This is a genomic window from Bacillus sp. ISL-45 (genome assembly GCF_018613195.1).
Taxonomy (GTDB): domain Bacteria; phylum Bacillota; class Bacilli; order Bacillales; family Cytobacillaceae; genus Mesobacillus.
In genome coordinates this window covers 37,647-53,677 of sequence record NZ_JAGGQQ010000023.1, presented here as the reverse complement: position 1 = coordinate 53,677, position 16,031 = coordinate 37,647, and the positions used below count along the sequence as shown (strand labels likewise).

Below are 16,031 nucleotides of genomic sequence, written 5' to 3'. Positions count from 1 at the left end.
GATTACATCATTGGCAAAAATCCGGTGATTGAAGCGCTTAAGTCTGAACGTGACATCAACAAAATCCTGATTGCCGAAGGCTCCCAAAGCGGACAGATGCAGCAGGTAATCGGAATGGCGAAGGAAGCCAATGTCATCGTTCAATTCGTCCCGAAAAAGAAGATCGACCAGCTAGCCGAGGGCAATCACCAGGGTGTCATCGCCCAGGTTGCAGCCTACGAATATGCGGAGATTGATGATTTATTCGCTGCAGCGGAAAAGAAGAACGAGGCGCCATTCTTCTTGCTCCTCGATGAAATTGAGGATCCTCACAATCTTGGATCCATCATGAGGACAGCTGATGCATCGGGAGCACACGGGATCATCATTCCTAAAAGGCGAGCGGTAGGGCTGACCGCAACAGTAGCTAAATTATCTACAGGCGCAATCGAATATATCCCGGTTGCAAGAGTCACCAATATGGCCCAGACCATCGATGAATTAAAAGAACGCGGTGTCTGGATAGCGGGCACGGATGCTTCGGCAAAACAGGATTTTCGTCAAATGGATGGAACATTGCCTCTTGGCCTGGTAATCGGCAGCGAGGGAAAAGGTATGGGAAGGCTGATCAGGGACAAGTGTGACTTTCTTTTAAGTCTTCCGATGGTTGGGCATGTAACTTCGTTGAATGCATCAGTGGCCGCGGCACTCCTGATGTATGAAGTCCACCGTAAACGACAACCGCTAGGGGAATAGGAATGGATATCCTGCTTGTTGACGGCTACAACATCATCGGCGCATGGCCGGAGCTGGTCAGCTTGAAGAAGAGAGAACTTTCTGCTGCCAGGGACCGGCTGGTGGAAATCATGGCAGAGTACCAAGCGTATACCGGCTATCGCGTTATCATTGTTTTTGACGCCCATTTTGTATCAGGAACACAAAAGAAATATAAGAATTACAAAGTGGAAGTAATTTTTACAAAAGAAAATGAAACGGCGGATGAACGGATTGAAAGACTGGCGATCGACCTCAGTAACCGCAAAACGCAGATCCATGTAGCCACCTCTGACTATACCGAGCAATGGGCCATTTTTGGACAGGGAGCATTAAGGAAATCAGCGAGGGAGCTGCTTAATGAAACAAATTTAATTAGTAAAAAAATAGAAAAAAGCGTGAAAGTGATCCAGGAAAAGAAGCCGAGTGCCAAGATTCCGCTTACAAAAGAAGTGGCAGAAATTTTCGAAAAATGGCGCAGAGGGGAGCAATGACCTGTTGACGCCTTAAAAACGCCTGCTGTATAATATTTCTAACTGTATGTGCGGGCGGGGGGATCGAAATGAGTGCTGACATCGGGAATCGTTCAAATGACTCTTATTTATTGCTGGAAGATGAAGAAATTATAGAAGCGGTACACAGAGGAGAAAGTGATGCACTTGATTTTCTGATTCACAAATACAGGAATTTTGTTCGGGCGAAAGCACGTTCATATTTCCTGATTGGAGCAGATAAAGAGGACATCGTGCAGGAAGGAATGATCGGCTTATATAAAGCGATCCGTGATTTCCGTGAGGACAAGCTGACATCATTCAAAGCATTTGCAGAACTATGCATTACCCGTCAGATCATTACGGCCATCAAGACGGCCACAAGGCAAAAACATATCCCTCTTAACTCCTATGTTTCCCTGGACAAGCCGATATATGATGAAGAATCGGACAGGACACTGATGGATGTTTTATCCGGAGCCAAAGTGATGGACCCCGAAGAATTATTTATTAATCAGGAAGAGTTTGACCAGATTGAAGTGAAAATGTCTGAGCTGCTGAGTGACCTTGAACGAAAAGTGCTCGCATTATATTTGGACGGACAATCCTATCAGGAAATTTCTGAAGAGCTGAATCGCCATGTCAAGTCAATCGACAATGCGCTTCAGCGCGTGAAGCGGAAGCTGGAGAGGTATCTTGAGCTGAGAGAGCTGTCAGTGTAGGTTGAATTGCCGAAAAATAGCCGCAAAACTGACTTTTAATCTCTTAAACCCTTATTGACACAGGCTATCAGCCGTGGTATCTTTTTAAAGATATTATAGATGGCGGTTTCATGGTATCAGATTGGAATCAGCCTGTTGAAGCGGGTGTAAGTGTCAATGAACAACAAAGTGACTCTTGTTTGTCAGGAATGCGGTTCCCGCAATTATTCCACACCGAGCAACAAGCAAACGCAAACAGAACGGCTGGAGCTGAAAAAGTACTGCAGCAACTGCGGTGCCCATACAGTTCATAAGGAAACGAAATAAGGTTTTCAGATAGATCATCATATGGAATTCCGATAAGTTGGAGGTTACAAAATGCAGCGCATCACTAATTTTTTCAGTGAAGTTGGACGTGAAATGAGGAAGGTCAGCTGGCCTAGACGCAAAGAACTAACTCGCTACACGATTACGGTTCTGTCTACAGTTGCTTTTGCTGCTCTATTCTTCGCAGTGTTAGACCTTGGTATTTCTGAATTGATTCGCTTAATTCTTGAATAACCAATACGTACTCATGGTATAATGGAAAATATAAACGCAGGACAAGTTTAAAAGCCCGGATAACGGGTTTTTTATTTGCTTGAAAAAATTCGCATTCAATGCCGGGGCTGCCGTTTACACATGACGGTAACGCCCGGGCGTCTGGAAATGGGGAGGGACGGACGAATTAGTCCTCGATGATGGAAAAGAATTGGTATGTAGTGCATACTTACTCAGGCTACGAGAACAAGGTCAAGACGAATCTTGAAAAGCGTGTTGAAACAATGGGCATGCAAGATAAGATTTTCCGGGTGATCGTACCTGAAGAAGAAGAAACAGATTTCAAAAATGGTAAAAAGAAAGTTGTTAAGAGAAAGACTTTCCCTGGTTATGTCCTGGTAGAATTGGTTATGACAGATGATTCCTGGTATGTTGTCCGCAATACGCCGGGTGTGACTGGATTTGTTGGCTCAGCTGGTGCAGGATCAAAACCAACCGCGTTATTGCCTGAAGAAGCAACATTCATCCTCAAGCGCATGGGTATGGTGGAGAAGAAGGTTGATATCAACTTCGAACTTGGTGAAACTGTCCAGGTAAGCGAAGGGCCGTTCGCCAACTTCACAGGGACAATCGAAGAAATCGATAAGGACAAGGCTAAGCTTAAAGTTCTTGTCAATATGTTCGGCCGCGATACTCCGGTAGAGCTCGAATTTTCGCAGATTGAAAAAATATAATTTGAAATGGCTTGAAATCAACTTTAAAAAGTGTTAATATTTCATAGGTCAGTATGTCTTGGACGATTGACAGATTATATGTCAAGTTCTTTATTTTATATAAAGACTTTTAAAATGAGTGGGAGGGGAAAATCCCCTATTACCACATCACGGACTTTAAGGAGGTGTGTCTCGTGGCTAAAAAAGTAATTAAGATGGTTAAGTTGCAAATCCCTGCTGGCAAAGCCAATCCGGCACCACCAGTTGGACCTGCACTAGGTCAAGCCGGTGTTAACATCATGGGATTCTGTAAGGAGTTTAACGCTCGTACAGCTGATCAAGCTGGATTAATCATTCCTGTTGAAATTACGGTTTTTGAAGACCGTTCATTTACATTTATTACGAAAACTCCTCCTGCTGCAGTTCTTTTGAAGGTAGCAGCTGGAATCCAGTCTGGTTCTGGTGAACCAAACCGTAATAAAGTAGCAACAGTCAAGCGTGAGAAAGTACGTGAGATTGCTGAACAGAAAATGCCTGACCTTAACGCAGCTAGCGTTGAAGCAGCAATGCGCATGGTTGAAGGTACTGCACGCAGCATGGGAATCACTATCGAAGACTAATTTCTGCTGCAGAGGATTGATAGGTTGCGTAGCTGAATTTGATTTCACTCGCAACCTTTTATCTGTCTGATACGGCGCCTTTATGGCGCCTTCGCTTTTCGTTGCCAAGCTTAGACGTCATACGGCGCCTTCGCTTTTCAACTTGTCTGGCTTTGGCACCTGACAAAGGTGCCTCCGCTTTTCAAAGTGGGAGGTTATTCCGTTAAAACCACAATATAGGAGGAAATTAAAATGGCAAAAAAAGGTAAAAAGTATCTAGAAGCTGTAAAGCTTGTAGATCGCTCTCAAGCATATACAGCTGCTGAAGCAGTTGAGCTTGCTAAGAAGACAAGCACTGTGAAATTCGACGCTACAGTTGAAGCTGCTTTCCGTTTGGGCGTAGACCCTAAGAAAGCTGACCAGCAAATCCGTGGAGCGGTTGTGCTTCCAAACGGTACTGGTAAAACTCAACGTGTTCTAGTATTCGCTAAAGGCGAAAAGTTAAAAGAAGCAGAAGCTGCTGGCGCAGACTATGTTGGCGATGCAGAATACATCACTAAGATCCAGCAAGGCTGGTTCGACTTTGATGTAATCGTAGCTACACCTGACATGATGGGTGAAGTTGGTAAGCTTGGCCGCGTATTGGGACCTAAAGGCTTAATGCCAAACCCTAAGACTGGCACAGTTACTTTCGATGTAACGAAGGCAGTTAACGAAATCAAAGCAGGTAAAGTAGAATACCGCGTTGATAAGTCTGGTAACATCCATGTACCTATCGGAAAAGTTTCTTTCGAAGACGGCAAGCTTGTTGAAAACTTCAACACAATCTTCGAAACTATGATGAAGGTTAAGCCAGCTGCAGCAAAAGGAACTTACATGAAGAACGTTACGATCTCCACTACAATGGGACCTGGCGTTAAAGTAGATCCTTCAACTGTAAAATAATAGTATTTGACAATTAAAGAAGCATTAGATATAATTCTTCTTGTTGTGAAAATAAAATAACATTTGTACCGCAGACAGCAGGGGCTTATAGCTTAATAACCTGCCGAGGTCATACGATAGAGCTACACTTTTACTATTGTATACTTCCTCCGTGTCTGTCCAGATGCGGAGGTTTTTATTTGATCGGTATAAATGCAGAAATCTACAGGAGGTGTAAGGATGAGCAAAGTTATTGAAGTAAAAAAGCAAATCGTTGACGAGATTGCTGGCAAACTAAAAGAAAGCAAATCAACAATCGTTGTTGATTACCGCGGACTTACAGTTTCTGAAGTAACTGAACTTCGTAAAGAGCTTCGTGAAGCTGGCGTAGAATTCAAAGTTTACAAAAACTCTATGACACGCCGTGCTGCTGAAGCTGCTGAACTTGCTGACTTAAACACATCTTTAACAGGTCCTAACGCAATCGCGTTCAGTACTGAAGATGTAGTTGCACCAGCGAAGATTCTTAACGAATTCGCTAAAAAGCATGAAGCGCTTGAAATCAAGGCGGGCGTAGTTGAAGGCAACATCGTTACAGTAGAAGAAATCAAGGCACTTGCAGACCTACCGTCTCGCGAAGGGCTACTTTCTATGCTACTCAGCGTACTTCAAGCTCCAATCCGCAATCTTGCTCTTGCTACAAAGGCAGTTGCGGAACAGAAGGAAGAACAAGGCGCGTAAGTTAATTTTTACGGTTTAACAATAAAAAAACTAACCAATTTCAAGGAGGAAAATAATCATGACTCAAGAACAAATCATTGAAGCAGTTAAAAATATGACTGTTTTAGAACTTAACGATCTAGTAAAAGCAATCGAAGAAGAATTCGGCGTAACTGCTGCTGCACCAGTTGCTATGATGGGTGGAGCTGCTGGAGCTGCTGTTGAAGAACAAACTGAATTTGACGTAGTTCTTGCATCTGCTGGCGACCAGAAGATCAAGGTTATCAAAGTTGTTCGTGAAATCACTGGTCTTGGACTTAAGGAAGCGAAAGAAGTTGTTGACAACGCTCCTAAAGCTCTTAAAGAAGGCGTTTCTAAAGAAGAAGCTGAAGAAATCAAAGCTAAGCTTGAAGAAGTTGGAGCTAACGTCGAAGTTAAGTAATCAACCTTACAATAAAAAGCTCGCTGCTAAAGCGGGCTTTTTTTTCGCTTCTATCCTGCTAGCTGGTTAACGTTAAAATCGGCGGGGTTATGATTCATTCAAGTTGATAAAGGCTCTGTTTTAACAAGATTTGGTTCTTACCTCCTGTTGATTGTGGTGGAAGGCGTGAAGACTCCTCCGAAAATGTTAACGCATTTTCATCGTGCGTGGGCAATTTCGGGGAAGTTCATTCAATGTCCTGCGGGAATAGCGAGTCACGGGAGACCCCGCAGGCGCCAAAAGTGCCGAGGAGGCTCCCGGACTGCAAGGAAGAATTTGATCTTTGAAAAAGCCGGCAGTAGGGCTTTTTCGTAATTCTTCCCCGCGGAAAGCGAAGCGCCTGGAACAAAAATCAACAGCCGGATTAAACAGAGCCCAAAACTAAACTTTGTTCAATTTTTGCTTTTTAATTTTAAAAAGTTTATAATACCGCAGTAGCAATGCAATCCGCGATCGCATTCTTCAAATGAGTCCCCGTGGAGGTGAGAGATTTTGACTGAACATTACTACTCCCGCAAACCCAGTACTGACAGCAATCCAGTAAAATGGCAAAGTGAATTGAAGGGGAATAGCTTCCGCTTCAAGACAGACAGTGGTGTTTTTTCGAAAAAGGAAGTCGATTTTGGATCAAGGTTGTTGATCGACACGTTCGAACTGAATAAAGCTGATGGATTGATCCTTGATGTTGGGTGTGGCTATGGGCCGATCGGTCTTTCGCTAGCAAAGGCTTATCCTGATGCAATGGTCCACATGGTGGATGTCAATGAAAGAGCGATTATGCTTGCTGAGGAAAATGCGTCCGAAAACAAAGTGAACAATGTGAAAATCTATGAAAGTGACCGGCTGACTGGAGTGGAGGAAAAAGGATTCAATGCAATCCTTACGAACCCGCCGATCCGTGCCGGGAAAAAGATTGTGCATGATATTTTCGAACAAAGCTTCCTTCATTTAGCTGAAGGCGGAGAGCTTTGGGTGGTCATCCAGAAGAAGCAGGGTGCACCGTCCGCGATGGAAAAAATGAAAGAGCTTTTTGGCGAAGTTGACATTGCGGCGAAAAGTAAAGGATACTTTATTCTCAAATCTGTTAAATGTTGACGTGAGAAAACCGCTATGTTAATATTATAAAATGCCAATATATTAGTTTCCTTTTCAATTGCTATTTTCATCGAAAGTTGTATAATTTTGGGCATTAAGGGAAAACTAACAAAATAATTGTTCGTTGCAGGAAATGTGGTTTTTAGGTGAAAACCCTTTTTCTTTTTGTCTTTTGAAATGGAGGAAACTTCATGGACAAGACAGGGATAGATGAATAATAACGCTTGATTTGAGGGGTGAATCAGTTGACAGGTCAACTAGTTCAGTATGGACGACACCGCCAACGTAGAAGTTATGCTCGCATCAGTGAAGTTTTGGAATTGCCGAATTTGATTGAAATTCAAACCTCTTCCTATCAGTGGTTTCTTGATGAGGGCCTCCGTGAAATGTTCCAGGACATTTCACCGATTGAAGACTTTACTGGTAACTTATCGTTAGAGTTTATCGATTACAGTCTTGGCGAACCGAAATATCCAGTGGAAGAATCAAAAGAAAGAGACGTCACTTACTCTGCGCCATTGCGAGTAAAGGTCCGCCTTGTGAATAAGGAAACAGGTGAAGTAAAGGACCAGGATGTCTTCATGGGCGATTTCCCGCTTATGACAGAAACTGGCACGTTTGTAATTAACGGTGCTGAAAGGGTTATCGTTTCCCAGTTAGTGCGTTCACCAAGTGTATACTACAGTGGAAAACTTGATAAGAACGGGAAGAAAGGGTTCACTGCGACCGTTATTCCGAACCGAGGCGCCTGGTTAGAGTATGAAACAGATGCCAAGGATGTTGTATATGTAAGGATCGATCGTACGAGGAAGCTCCCTGTTACGGTTCTTTTGCGTGCATTAGGGTTCGGTTCTGATCAAGAAATCATTGATCTGATCGGTGATAACGAATATATCCGTAATACTCTTGAAAAAGACAATACGGAAAGCACGGAAAAAGCGCTTCTGGAAATTTACGAGCGTCTCCGTCCTGGCGAACCGCCTACAGTTGACAATGCAAAAAGCTTGCTGGTTTCAAGATTCTTTGATCCAAAGCGCTATGACCTTGCAAATGTAGGGCGTTATAAAATCAACAAAAAGCTTCATATTAAAAACCGTTTATTCGGGCAAAAGCTTGCAGAAACATTAGTAGATCCTGAAACAGGAGAAATTATTGCAGAAAAAGGAGTCACTTTAGACCGCCGAACTCTGGATAAGATCATTCCTGCGCTGGAGAAGGATGTTGGCTTCAAGAATTTCAGCCCTTACGGCGGCGTGGTTGAAGAGGATGTAACTTTACAAAGCATTAAGATCTATGCTCCGAACGATGAGGGCGAAAAAGAAATCAATGTTTTAGGTAATGCCTATGTCCCTGAACCGATCAAAAACATCACGCCTGCTGATATCATTGCATCCATCAGCTACTTCTTTAACTTGCTGCATGGTGTTGGTGACACAGATGACATCGACCATTTAGGAAACAGACGCCTTCGTTCTGTAGGTGAGCTGTTGCAGAACCAATTCCGTATTGGTTTGTCCAGAATGGAGCGTGTAGTCCGTGAAAGAATGTCCATTCAGGACACAAATACGATTACACCACAGCAATTAATCAATATCCGCCCGGTCATTGCGTCCATTAAAGAGTTCTTTGGAAGCTCCCAGCTTTCACAGTTCATGGACCAGACGAATCCGCTGGCTGAATTGACACATAAAAGGCGTCTATCTGCATTGGGACCTGGTGGTCTTACACGTGAACGCGCTGGCTTCGAAGTGCGTGACGTTCACTACTCCCACTACGGACGTATGTGCCCGATTGAAACGCCTGAAGGTCCAAACATCGGTTTGATCAACTCCCTTTCAAGTTTCGCGAAGGTTAACCGTTTCGGATTCATCGAGACACCATACCGCCGTGTAGACCCTGAAACAGGAAAAGTGACAAGCCATTTCGATTACTTAACAGCTGATGAAGAAGATAACTATGTAGTTGCACAGGCGAATGCCCGCCTAGCAGAAGATGGTTCTTTCATTGATGATGAAGTAATTGCCCGTTTCCGCGGTGAAAACACTGTTGTTAAGCGTGACCGCGTCGATTATATGGACGTATCACCTAAACAGGTTGTATCCGCAGCGACTGCGTGTATCCCATTCTTGGAAAACGATGACTCCAACCGTGCACTAATGGGTGCGAACATGCAAAGACAGGCTGTTCCGTTAATGCAGCCGGAAGCACCAATCGTTGGTACGGGAATGGAGCACGTGAACGCAAAGGATTCTGGTGCAGCAGTAATCTGTAAGCATGAAGGAATTGTAGAACACGTTGAAGCGCGTCAAGTATGGGTTCGCCGTGTTACGGAAGTAGACGGCCAGGAAGTTAAGGGTGACCTTGATAAATACCGCATGCTAAAGTTCATTCGTTCCAATCAGGGTACTTGTTATAACCAGCGCCCAATCGTAAGCCTTGGTGACCGTGTAGTTAAAGGGGAAATCCTTGCTGATGGCCCTTCTATGGAAGCAGGAGAACTTGCACTTGGCCGTAACGTACTTGTTGGCTTCATGACATGGAATGGTTATAACTACGAGGATGCAATCATCATGAGTGAGCGCCTCGTTAAGGATGATGTTTATACATCCATCCATATAGAAGAATACGAGTCAGAGTCCCGCGATACGAAGCTTGGACCTGAAGAAATCACACGCGATATCCCTAACGTCGGGGAAGATGCATTGAGAAACCTTGACGAGCGCGGAATCATCCGTGTCGGTGCCGAAGTGAAAGATGGAGATCTTCTGGTAGGTAAGGTAACACCTAAAGGGGTTACTGAATTGACTGCGGAAGAACGTCTCCTTCACGCGATTTTCGGTGAAAAAGCTAGGGAAGTACGCGATACTTCATTGCGTGTTCCACACGGCGGCGGCGGGATTGTCCTTGACGTCAAAGTGTTCAACCGTGAAGATGGCGACGAACTTCCTCCTGGCGTAAACCAGCTTGTCCGTGCTTACATCGTTCAGAAGCGTAAGATTTCTGAAGGTGATAAGATGGCGGGACGCCACGGTAACAAAGGGGTTATCTCGAAGATCCTTCCGGAAGAGGATATGCCTTTCCTGCCGGACGGAACACCAGTCGATATCATGCTTAACCCACTAGGCGTACCATCACGTATGAACATCGGTCAGGTTCTTGAGCTTCACCTTGGTATGGCAGCGCGCTACCTTGGAATCCATGTTGCTTCACCTGTATTCGATGGTGCTCGCGAGGAAGATGTATGGTCAACAATCCAGGAAGCTGGTATGGCCAGAGATGCGAAAACTGTCCTATATGATGGACGTACAGGTGAACCATTCGATAACCGTGTATCTGTCGGTGTCATGTACATGATCAAGCTTGCTCACATGGTAGACGATAAGCTTCATGCTCGTTCTACTGGACCATACTCACTTGTTACGCAGCAGCCACTTGGCGGTAAAGCTCAGTTCGGCGGACAGCGATTCGGGGAGATGGAGGTTTGGGCGCTTGAAGCATATGGCGCTGCTTACACATTGCAGGAAATCTTAACCGTCAAGTCCGATGATGTTGTTGGACGTGTTAAAACGTATGAAGCAATTGTAAAAGGTGAAAACGTACCAGAACCAGGCGTTCCTGAATCATTCAAAGTATTGATGAAAGAACTTCAGAGTCTTGGTATGGATGTCAAGATCCTGTCAGGCGATGAAAAAGAAATAGAAATGCGCGATTTTGATGATGAAGAAGAATTGCAGCATGCAGAAACTTTGACAATTGCTCCTGAAGCAGAAGAAATGGATTCAGAAAAAGTAGGAATGAAAGAATAGGTCCATCTAATTGGCACACGTGTACAAACAGTTGAATAACAGTATTGTCCACGTGTGTTCCTTTTTGGGTGGCCATAAGGGTAAAACCCTAGATTAAAAGGGAGGTAGGCCCCTTGCTAGATGTTAATAATTTTGAGTACATGAAAATTGGCCTCGCTTCACCAGACAAGATCCGTTCATGGTCTTTCGGTGAGGTTAAAAAGCCTGAAACAATCAACTATCGTACTTTGAAACCAGAAAAAGACGGCTTATTCTGTGAGCGTATCTTCGGACCGACGAAGGACTGGGAATGTCACTGCGGAAAGTACAAAAGAGTTCGCTACAAAGGCGTAGTCTGTGACCGATGCGGTGTTGAAGTAACACGCGCAAAAGTCCGTCGTGAAAGAATGGGACACATCGAGCTTGCAGCTCCTGTTTCTCACATCTGGTATTTCAAAGGTATTCCTAGCCGTATGGGACTTATCCTGGATATGTCTCCGCGCGCACTTGAAGAGGTTATTTACTTTGCTTCTTACGTAGTTACGGAAACTGGCGACACTGCCCTTGAGAAGAAGCAGTTGTTGTCAGAAAAAGAATACCGCGCTTATCGTGAAAAATACGGCAACAAATTCCAGGCGGCAATGGGAGCAGAAGCAATCAAAAAGCTGCTTTCAGATATCGACCTTGATAAAGAAGCCGACATGCTGAAGGAAGAATTAAGAACAGCACAAGGCCAGCGTCGTACTCGTGCGATCAAGCGTCTAGAGGTAGTAGAAGCATTCCGTGGGTCAGGCAATGAGCCATCTTGGATGATCCTTGATGTCCTCCCTGTCATCCCGCCGGAACTTCGCCCGATGGTACAGCTTGATGGAGGTCGATTCGCAACTTCCGACCTGAACGATTTATACCGCCGAGTAATCAACCGTAACAACCGTCTTAAACGTCTTCTTGACCTTGGTGCTCCTAGCATCATTGTTCAGAACGAAAAGCGTATGCTTCAGGAAGCTGTTGACGCGTTGATCGATAACGGCCGCCGCGGCCGTCCGGTAACAGGACCAGGTAACCGTCCGTTGAAGTCCCTGTCCCATATGCTTAAGGGTAAGCAAGGTCGTTTCCGTCAAAACCTTCTTGGTAAGCGTGTTGACTACTCTGGCCGTTCTGTTATCGTCGTAGGTCCTAACTTGCACATGTACCAGTGTGGTCTACCTAAAGAAATGGCACTTGAGCTGTTCAAGCCATTTGTAATGAAAGAATTAGTGCAAAAAGGTTTAGCGCACAACATTAAGTCTGCTAAACGTAAAATTGAGCGCGTTAGCCCTGAGGTTTGGGATGTCCTAGAAGATGTAATCAGAGAGCACCCAGTATTGCTTAACCGTGCCCCAACTCTTCATAGATTGGGAATCCAGGCGTTTGAGCCAACGTTAGTAGAAGGACGCGCAATCCGTCTTCACCCGCTAGTATGTACAGCTTATAACGCTGACTTCGACGGTGACCAGATGGCAGTCCACGTGCCACTTTCTGCTGAAGCACAGGCAGAAGCACGCCTGTTGATGCTTGCTGCCCAGAACATCCTGAACCCTAAGGATGGAAAGCCGGTTGTTACTCCTTCACAGGATATGGTATTAGGTAACTATTACCTTACTTTGGAAAGAGAAGATGCTGTAGGCGAAGGTATGGTATTCAAGGATACGAATGAAGCATTGATCGCATATCAGAATGGCTATGTACACCTTCACACTCGTATTGCTGTTGCCGCTTCATCTCTTGGCAACCAGACATTCACGGAAGAGCAAAATGGCCAGTTATTGATCACGACTGTTGGAAAGTTGATTTTCAACGAAATCCTTCCAGCGTCATTCCCTTATATCAATGAGCCTTCCAAGCAAAACCTTGAGGAGAAAACTCCAGAAATATATTTTGTTGAAAAAGGCGCGGATATCAAGGAAGTTATCAAGAGCATGAAATTGGTTGATCCGTTCAAGAAGAAAATTCTTGGAAACATCATTGCTGAAGTGTTCAAGAAGTTCAAAATCACAGAAACATCAAAAATGCTTGACCGTATGAAGGGTCTTGGATTCACATACTCGACTAAAGCGGGTATTACGGTAGGTGTGGCTGATATCGTGGTTCTTAAAGAGAAACAGGAAATCATTTCAGAAGCACAAACAAAGGTAGATAATGTTCTTAAGCAGTTCAGACGCGGTTTGATTACCGAGGATGAGCGTTATGATCGCGTAATTTCTATCTGGAGCCAGGCGAAGGATAATATCCAGGCTAAGCTGATGAAATCATTAGATAATTCAAACCCTATCTTCATGATGAGTGACTCAGGTGCCCGTGGTAACGCGTCCAACTTCACGCAGCTTGCTGGTATGCGTGGTCTGATGGCCAACCCGGCTGGACGAATCATCGAGTTGCCGATTAAGTCGAGTTTCCGTGAAGGTCTGACAGTTTTGGAGTACTTTATCTCCACTCACGGTGCTCGTAAAGGTCTTGCCGATACAGCACTTAAGACTGCTGACTCAGGTTACTTGACTCGCCGTCTCGTAGACGTAGCACAGGATGTTATCGTTCGCGAAGACGATTGCGGTACAGACAGAGGATTATTTATCAAATCACTTAAAGATGGTACTGAAGTAATCGAACCTCTAGAAGAGCGTTTAATTGGCCGTTATGCAAGAAAGGCAATCAAGCATCCTGAAACAAAGGCTGTGATTGTACCTGAAAACGGATTGATTACAGAAGACTTGACTGTTGAAGTAGTAGAAGCAGGGATCGAAGAAGTATGGATCCGCTCTGCATTCACATGTAATACACGCCACGGCGTATGTAAGAAGTGTTACGGACGCAACCTTGCGACTGGCCAGGAAGTCGAAGTTGGCGAAGCAGTCGGTATCATTGCTGCCCAGTCAATCGGTGAGCCAGGTACTCAGCTTACAATGCGTACATTCCATACGGGCGGTGTTGCAGGAGACGATATCACACAAGGTCTTCCGCGTATCCAGGAATTGTTCGAAGCACGTAATCCTAAAGGGCAAGCTGTCATCTCTGAATTGGAAGGTGTCGTAGTCGGCATCAACGAAGGAAAAGATCGTCAGCAGGAAATCGTGATTCAGGGTGAAATCGAAAGCCGTACTTACAATGCGCCATATACAGCACGTTTGAAGGTTGCTGTGAATGACCATGTACTACGCGGTCAGGAACTCACTGAAGGTTCAATCGACCCTAAGGAGCTCTTAAGAGTCAAAGATGTTCAATCCGTGCAGGAATACCTATTGAAAGAAGTTCAAAAAGTATACCGTATGCAGGGTGTTGAAATCGGCGACAAGCACGTAGAAGTAATGGTGCGCCAGATGATGCGCAAAATCAGGGTTATCGATGCTGGTGAAACAGATGTACTGCCAGGCACATTGCTTGAGATCCATCAGTTCACTGACGCTAACCGCAAGGCACTTCTTGATGGCAAAATGCCAGCAACAGGACGTCCGGTATTGCTTGGTATCACAAAAGCATCACTTGAGACGGATTCATTCCTGTCTGCAGCATCCTTCCAGGAAACAACAAGAGTGCTTACAGATGCAGCGATCAAAGGCAAGCGCGATGAACTTCTCGGCCTGAAGGAAAATGTTATCATCGGTAAACTTGTTCCAGCAGGAACTGGTATGCAGCGCTATAGAAGAGCTGAACCAATTGCAATGGAAGAAGAAAAAGCCGAAGATGCAATCACTGTAGAATAAATAAAGAGCGCGGCGCTCTCTGCTACGGCAGAAAGTGCCGCCTTTTTAAAGAAAAAAGAATGGATCTATGAATAAAAACAACAATCTAGAGAAAAAAGTTTTCTAATGTTGTTGACATCTCTTGCACTAGATGTTAATATTTCAAAGGTGCTCCTATTTACCGGTTACTTTGGAGGATATCATGTCTTATGAAAAAGTAGCTCAAGCTAAAAAGATTATAGTAGGATCAAAGCAAACAGTGAAAGCACTGAAGGCTGGCGAAGTAATCGAACTGGTCATTGCGAAGGACGCTGACATGAAAGTGACAGCCAATCTATTGCAGACTGCCAGGAAAATGAACACAGCCATCACCTATGTCGACTCCATGAAAAGATTAGGGAAGGCATGCGGGATTGCCGTAGGAGCTTCAGCTGTAGCGATAACCAAGTAAAAACTGTTTTTGCAGTGGACTGCAAGAACTTTGTTTTTTGTAAAAAAATGAACCACCTGGATGTGTGGGCTTACAAAAATGTGAAGGGAGGAAAATGATCATGCCTACTATTAACCAATTAGTGCGCAAGCCGCGTAGTTCTAAAGAGGAGAAGTCAAAATCTCCAGCGCTTAATAAAGGTTACAACAGCTTCAAGAAAGCTCAAACTAACGTTTCATCTCCACAAAAGCGTGGTGTATGTACTCGTGTTGGTACTATGACTCCTAAGAAGCCGAACTCAGCGTTGCGTAAATACGCTCGTGTACGTTTGACTAACGGAATCGAGGTAACAGCTTATATCCCTGGTATCGGGCACAACCTTCAAGAGCACAGTGTTGTTCTTATCCGCGGAGGACGTGTAAAAGACTTACCGGGTGTACGTTATCACATCGTTCGTGGTGCTCTTGATACTGCTGGAGTAAACAATCGTATGCAGGGCCGTTCTAAGTACGGTACTAAGAGACCAAAAGCAGCAAAGAAATAATAAACAAAACTAATTAGCCTTTTTGAAAGGAGGAAAAAACATGCCACGTAAAGGTCCAGTTGCAAAAAGAGACGTATTGCCGGATCCGATTTATAACTCAAAGCTTATCACTCGCTTGATCAACAAGATGATGATCGATGGCAAGAGAGGTAAATCACAAAAGATCCTTTATTCAGCTTTTGATATCATTCGTGAGCGTTCAGGCAAAGAGCCAATCGAAGTATTCGATGCAGCTCTTAAGAACATCATGCCTGTTCTAGAAGTAAAAGCACGCCGTGTAGGTGGAGCTAACTATCAAGTACCAATCGAGGTGCGTGCAGACCGCCGTACAACTCTTGGTCTTCGCTGGTTGGTAAACTACTCACGTCTTCGTGGGGAAAAGACAATGGAAGAGCGTCTTGCTAACGAAATTCTTGACGCTGCTAACAACACTGGTGCTTCTGTTAAAAAGCGCGAAGATACACACAAAATGGCGGAAGCAAACAAAGCATTCGCTCACTATCGTTGGTAATCTTACCTTCAATCTAAAAACACTTATA

General features: G+C 44.5%; 16 protein-coding genes and 1 other annotated feature. All 16 genes read left to right on the top strand.

The window, feature by feature from the left end; translation table 11 throughout:
* Positions 1 to 6 precede the first annotated feature (6 nt).
* The 16 genes from rlmB to rpsG all read left to right on the top strand — a co-directional run bounded on the left by rlmB (position 7) and on the right by rpsG (position 16,003).
* A complete protein-coding gene (rlmB, locus tag J7E35_RS22065) occupies positions 7 to 735 on the top strand; it encodes a 23S rRNA (guanosine(2251)-2'-O)-methyltransferase RlmB (protein ID WP_214784203.1) in 729 nt (242 codons plus the stop codon).
* 2 nt (positions 736 to 737) lie between these two features.
* Positions 738 to 1,247 (top strand): NYN domain-containing protein, encoded by a 510-nt coding sequence (locus J7E35_RS22060; protein WP_214784166.1) that lies wholly within the window; start codon positions 738 to 740, stop codon positions 1,245 to 1,247.
* A 68-nt stretch (positions 1,248 to 1,315) separates the two neighbouring features.
* On the top strand, positions 1,316 to 1,966 hold the full coding sequence (gene sigH / locus J7E35_RS22055) for an RNA polymerase sporulation sigma factor SigH (protein ID WP_214784164.1): 651 nt from the start codon (positions 1,316 to 1,318) through the stop codon (positions 1,964 to 1,966).
* Positions 1,967 to 2,122: 156 nt separating this feature from the next.
* Entirely contained in the window at positions 2,123 to 2,272 is a 150-nt protein-coding gene (gene rpmG / locus J7E35_RS22050) for a 50S ribosomal protein L33 (protein ID WP_214784162.1), read from the top strand.
* A 51-nt stretch (positions 2,273 to 2,323) separates the two neighbouring features.
* Entirely contained in the window at positions 2,324 to 2,506 is a 183-nt protein-coding gene (gene secE, locus J7E35_RS22045) for a preprotein translocase subunit SecE (RefSeq protein ID WP_041966537.1), read from the top strand.
* 179 nt (positions 2,507 to 2,685) lie between these two features.
* Positions 2,686 to 3,219 carry a transcription termination/antitermination protein NusG gene (gene nusG, locus J7E35_RS22040; protein WP_214784160.1) on the top strand — a complete coding sequence of 178 codons (534 nt, stop codon included), beginning with the start codon at positions 2,686 to 2,688 and terminating at the stop codon, positions 3,217 to 3,219.
* A 173-nt stretch (positions 3,220 to 3,392) separates the two neighbouring features.
* A complete protein-coding gene (gene rplK, locus J7E35_RS22035) occupies positions 3,393 to 3,818 on the top strand; it encodes a 50S ribosomal protein L11 (RefSeq protein ID WP_139378273.1) in 426 nt (141 codons plus the stop codon).
* 231 nt (positions 3,819 to 4,049) lie between these two features.
* Positions 4,050 to 4,742 carry a 50S ribosomal protein L1 gene (rplA, locus tag J7E35_RS22030; protein WP_214784158.1) on the top strand — a complete coding sequence of 231 codons (693 nt, stop codon included), beginning with the start codon at positions 4,050 to 4,052 and terminating at the stop codon, positions 4,740 to 4,742.
* Positions 4,743 to 4,792: 50 nt separating this feature from the next.
* Positions 4,793 to 4,929: a sequence feature (ribosomal protein L10 leader region), on the top strand.
* A 32-nt stretch (positions 4,930 to 4,961) separates the two neighbouring features.
* Positions 4,962 to 5,462, top strand: a complete 501-nt coding sequence (rplJ, locus tag J7E35_RS22025; protein ID WP_214784155.1) for a 50S ribosomal protein L10 — start codon at positions 4,962 to 4,964, stop codon at positions 5,460 to 5,462.
* 58 nt (positions 5,463 to 5,520) lie between these two features.
* Positions 5,521 to 5,883, top strand: a complete 363-nt coding sequence (rplL, locus tag J7E35_RS22020; RefSeq protein ID WP_023626441.1) for a 50S ribosomal protein L7/L12 — start codon at positions 5,521 to 5,523, stop codon at positions 5,881 to 5,883.
* A 531-nt stretch (positions 5,884 to 6,414) separates the two neighbouring features.
* Complete coding sequence (locus J7E35_RS22015; protein ID WP_214784152.1) at positions 6,415 to 7,017, top strand: class I SAM-dependent methyltransferase; 603 nt, start codon at positions 6,415 to 6,417, stop codon at positions 7,015 to 7,017.
* A gap of 245 nt (positions 7,018 to 7,262) precedes the next feature.
* Entirely contained in the window at positions 7,263 to 10,823 is a 3,561-nt protein-coding gene (gene rpoB / locus J7E35_RS22010) for a DNA-directed RNA polymerase subunit beta (protein ID WP_214784149.1), read from the top strand.
* A gap of 113 nt (positions 10,824 to 10,936) precedes the next feature.
* Positions 10,937 to 14,539 (top strand): DNA-directed RNA polymerase subunit beta', encoded by a 3,603-nt coding sequence (gene rpoC / locus J7E35_RS22005; RefSeq protein WP_214784146.1) that lies wholly within the window; start codon positions 10,937 to 10,939, stop codon positions 14,537 to 14,539.
* A gap of 181 nt (positions 14,540 to 14,720) precedes the next feature.
* Positions 14,721 to 14,969 carry a 50S ribosomal protein L7ae-like protein gene (locus J7E35_RS22000; RefSeq protein WP_214784143.1) on the top strand — a complete coding sequence of 83 codons (249 nt, stop codon included), beginning with the start codon at positions 14,721 to 14,723 and terminating at the stop codon, positions 14,967 to 14,969.
* A gap of 100 nt (positions 14,970 to 15,069) precedes the next feature.
* Positions 15,070 to 15,492, top strand: coding sequence for a 30S ribosomal protein S12 (gene rpsL, locus J7E35_RS21995; protein ID WP_023626436.1), 423 nt, complete (start codon positions 15,070 to 15,072; stop codon positions 15,490 to 15,492).
* 40 nt (positions 15,493 to 15,532) lie between these two features.
* Positions 15,533 to 16,003: a 30S ribosomal protein S7 gene (rpsG, locus tag J7E35_RS21990; protein ID WP_041966528.1), complete on the top strand. Its 471-nt coding sequence runs from the start codon at positions 15,533 to 15,535 to the stop codon at positions 16,001 to 16,003.
* Positions 16,004 to 16,031: the final 28 nt, after the last annotated feature.

Coding starts and splice junctions, on each gene's coding strand:
- J7E35_RS22060 (WP_214784166.1), top strand. CDS start 738: ATGGATATCCTGCTTGTTGACGGCTACAACATCATCGGCGCATGGCCG.
- nusG (WP_214784160.1), top strand. CDS start 2,686: ATGGAAAAGAATTGGTATGTAGTGCATACTTACTCAGGCTACGAGAAC.
- rplL (WP_023626441.1), top strand. CDS start 5,521: ATGACTCAAGAACAAATCATTGAAGCAGTTAAAAATATGACTGTTTTA.
- J7E35_RS22000 (WP_214784143.1), top strand. CDS start 14,721: ATGTCTTATGAAAAAGTAGCTCAAGCTAAAAAGATTATAGTAGGATCA.
- rpmG (WP_214784162.1), top strand. CDS start 2,123: ATGAACAACAAAGTGACTCTTGTTTGTCAGGAATGCGGTTCCCGCAAT.
- rplJ (WP_214784155.1), top strand. CDS start 4,962: ATGAGCAAAGTTATTGAAGTAAAAAAGCAAATCGTTGACGAGATTGCT.
- sigH (WP_214784164.1), top strand. CDS start 1,316: ATGAGTGCTGACATCGGGAATCGTTCAAATGACTCTTATTTATTGCTG.
- rplA (WP_214784158.1), top strand. CDS start 4,050: ATGGCAAAAAAAGGTAAAAAGTATCTAGAAGCTGTAAAGCTTGTAGAT.
- rpsL (WP_023626436.1), top strand. CDS start 15,070: ATGCCTACTATTAACCAATTAGTGCGCAAGCCGCGTAGTTCTAAAGAG.
- rpsG (WP_041966528.1), top strand. CDS start 15,533: ATGCCACGTAAAGGTCCAGTTGCAAAAAGAGACGTATTGCCGGATCCG.
- secE (WP_041966537.1), top strand. CDS start 2,324: ATGCAGCGCATCACTAATTTTTTCAGTGAAGTTGGACGTGAAATGAGG.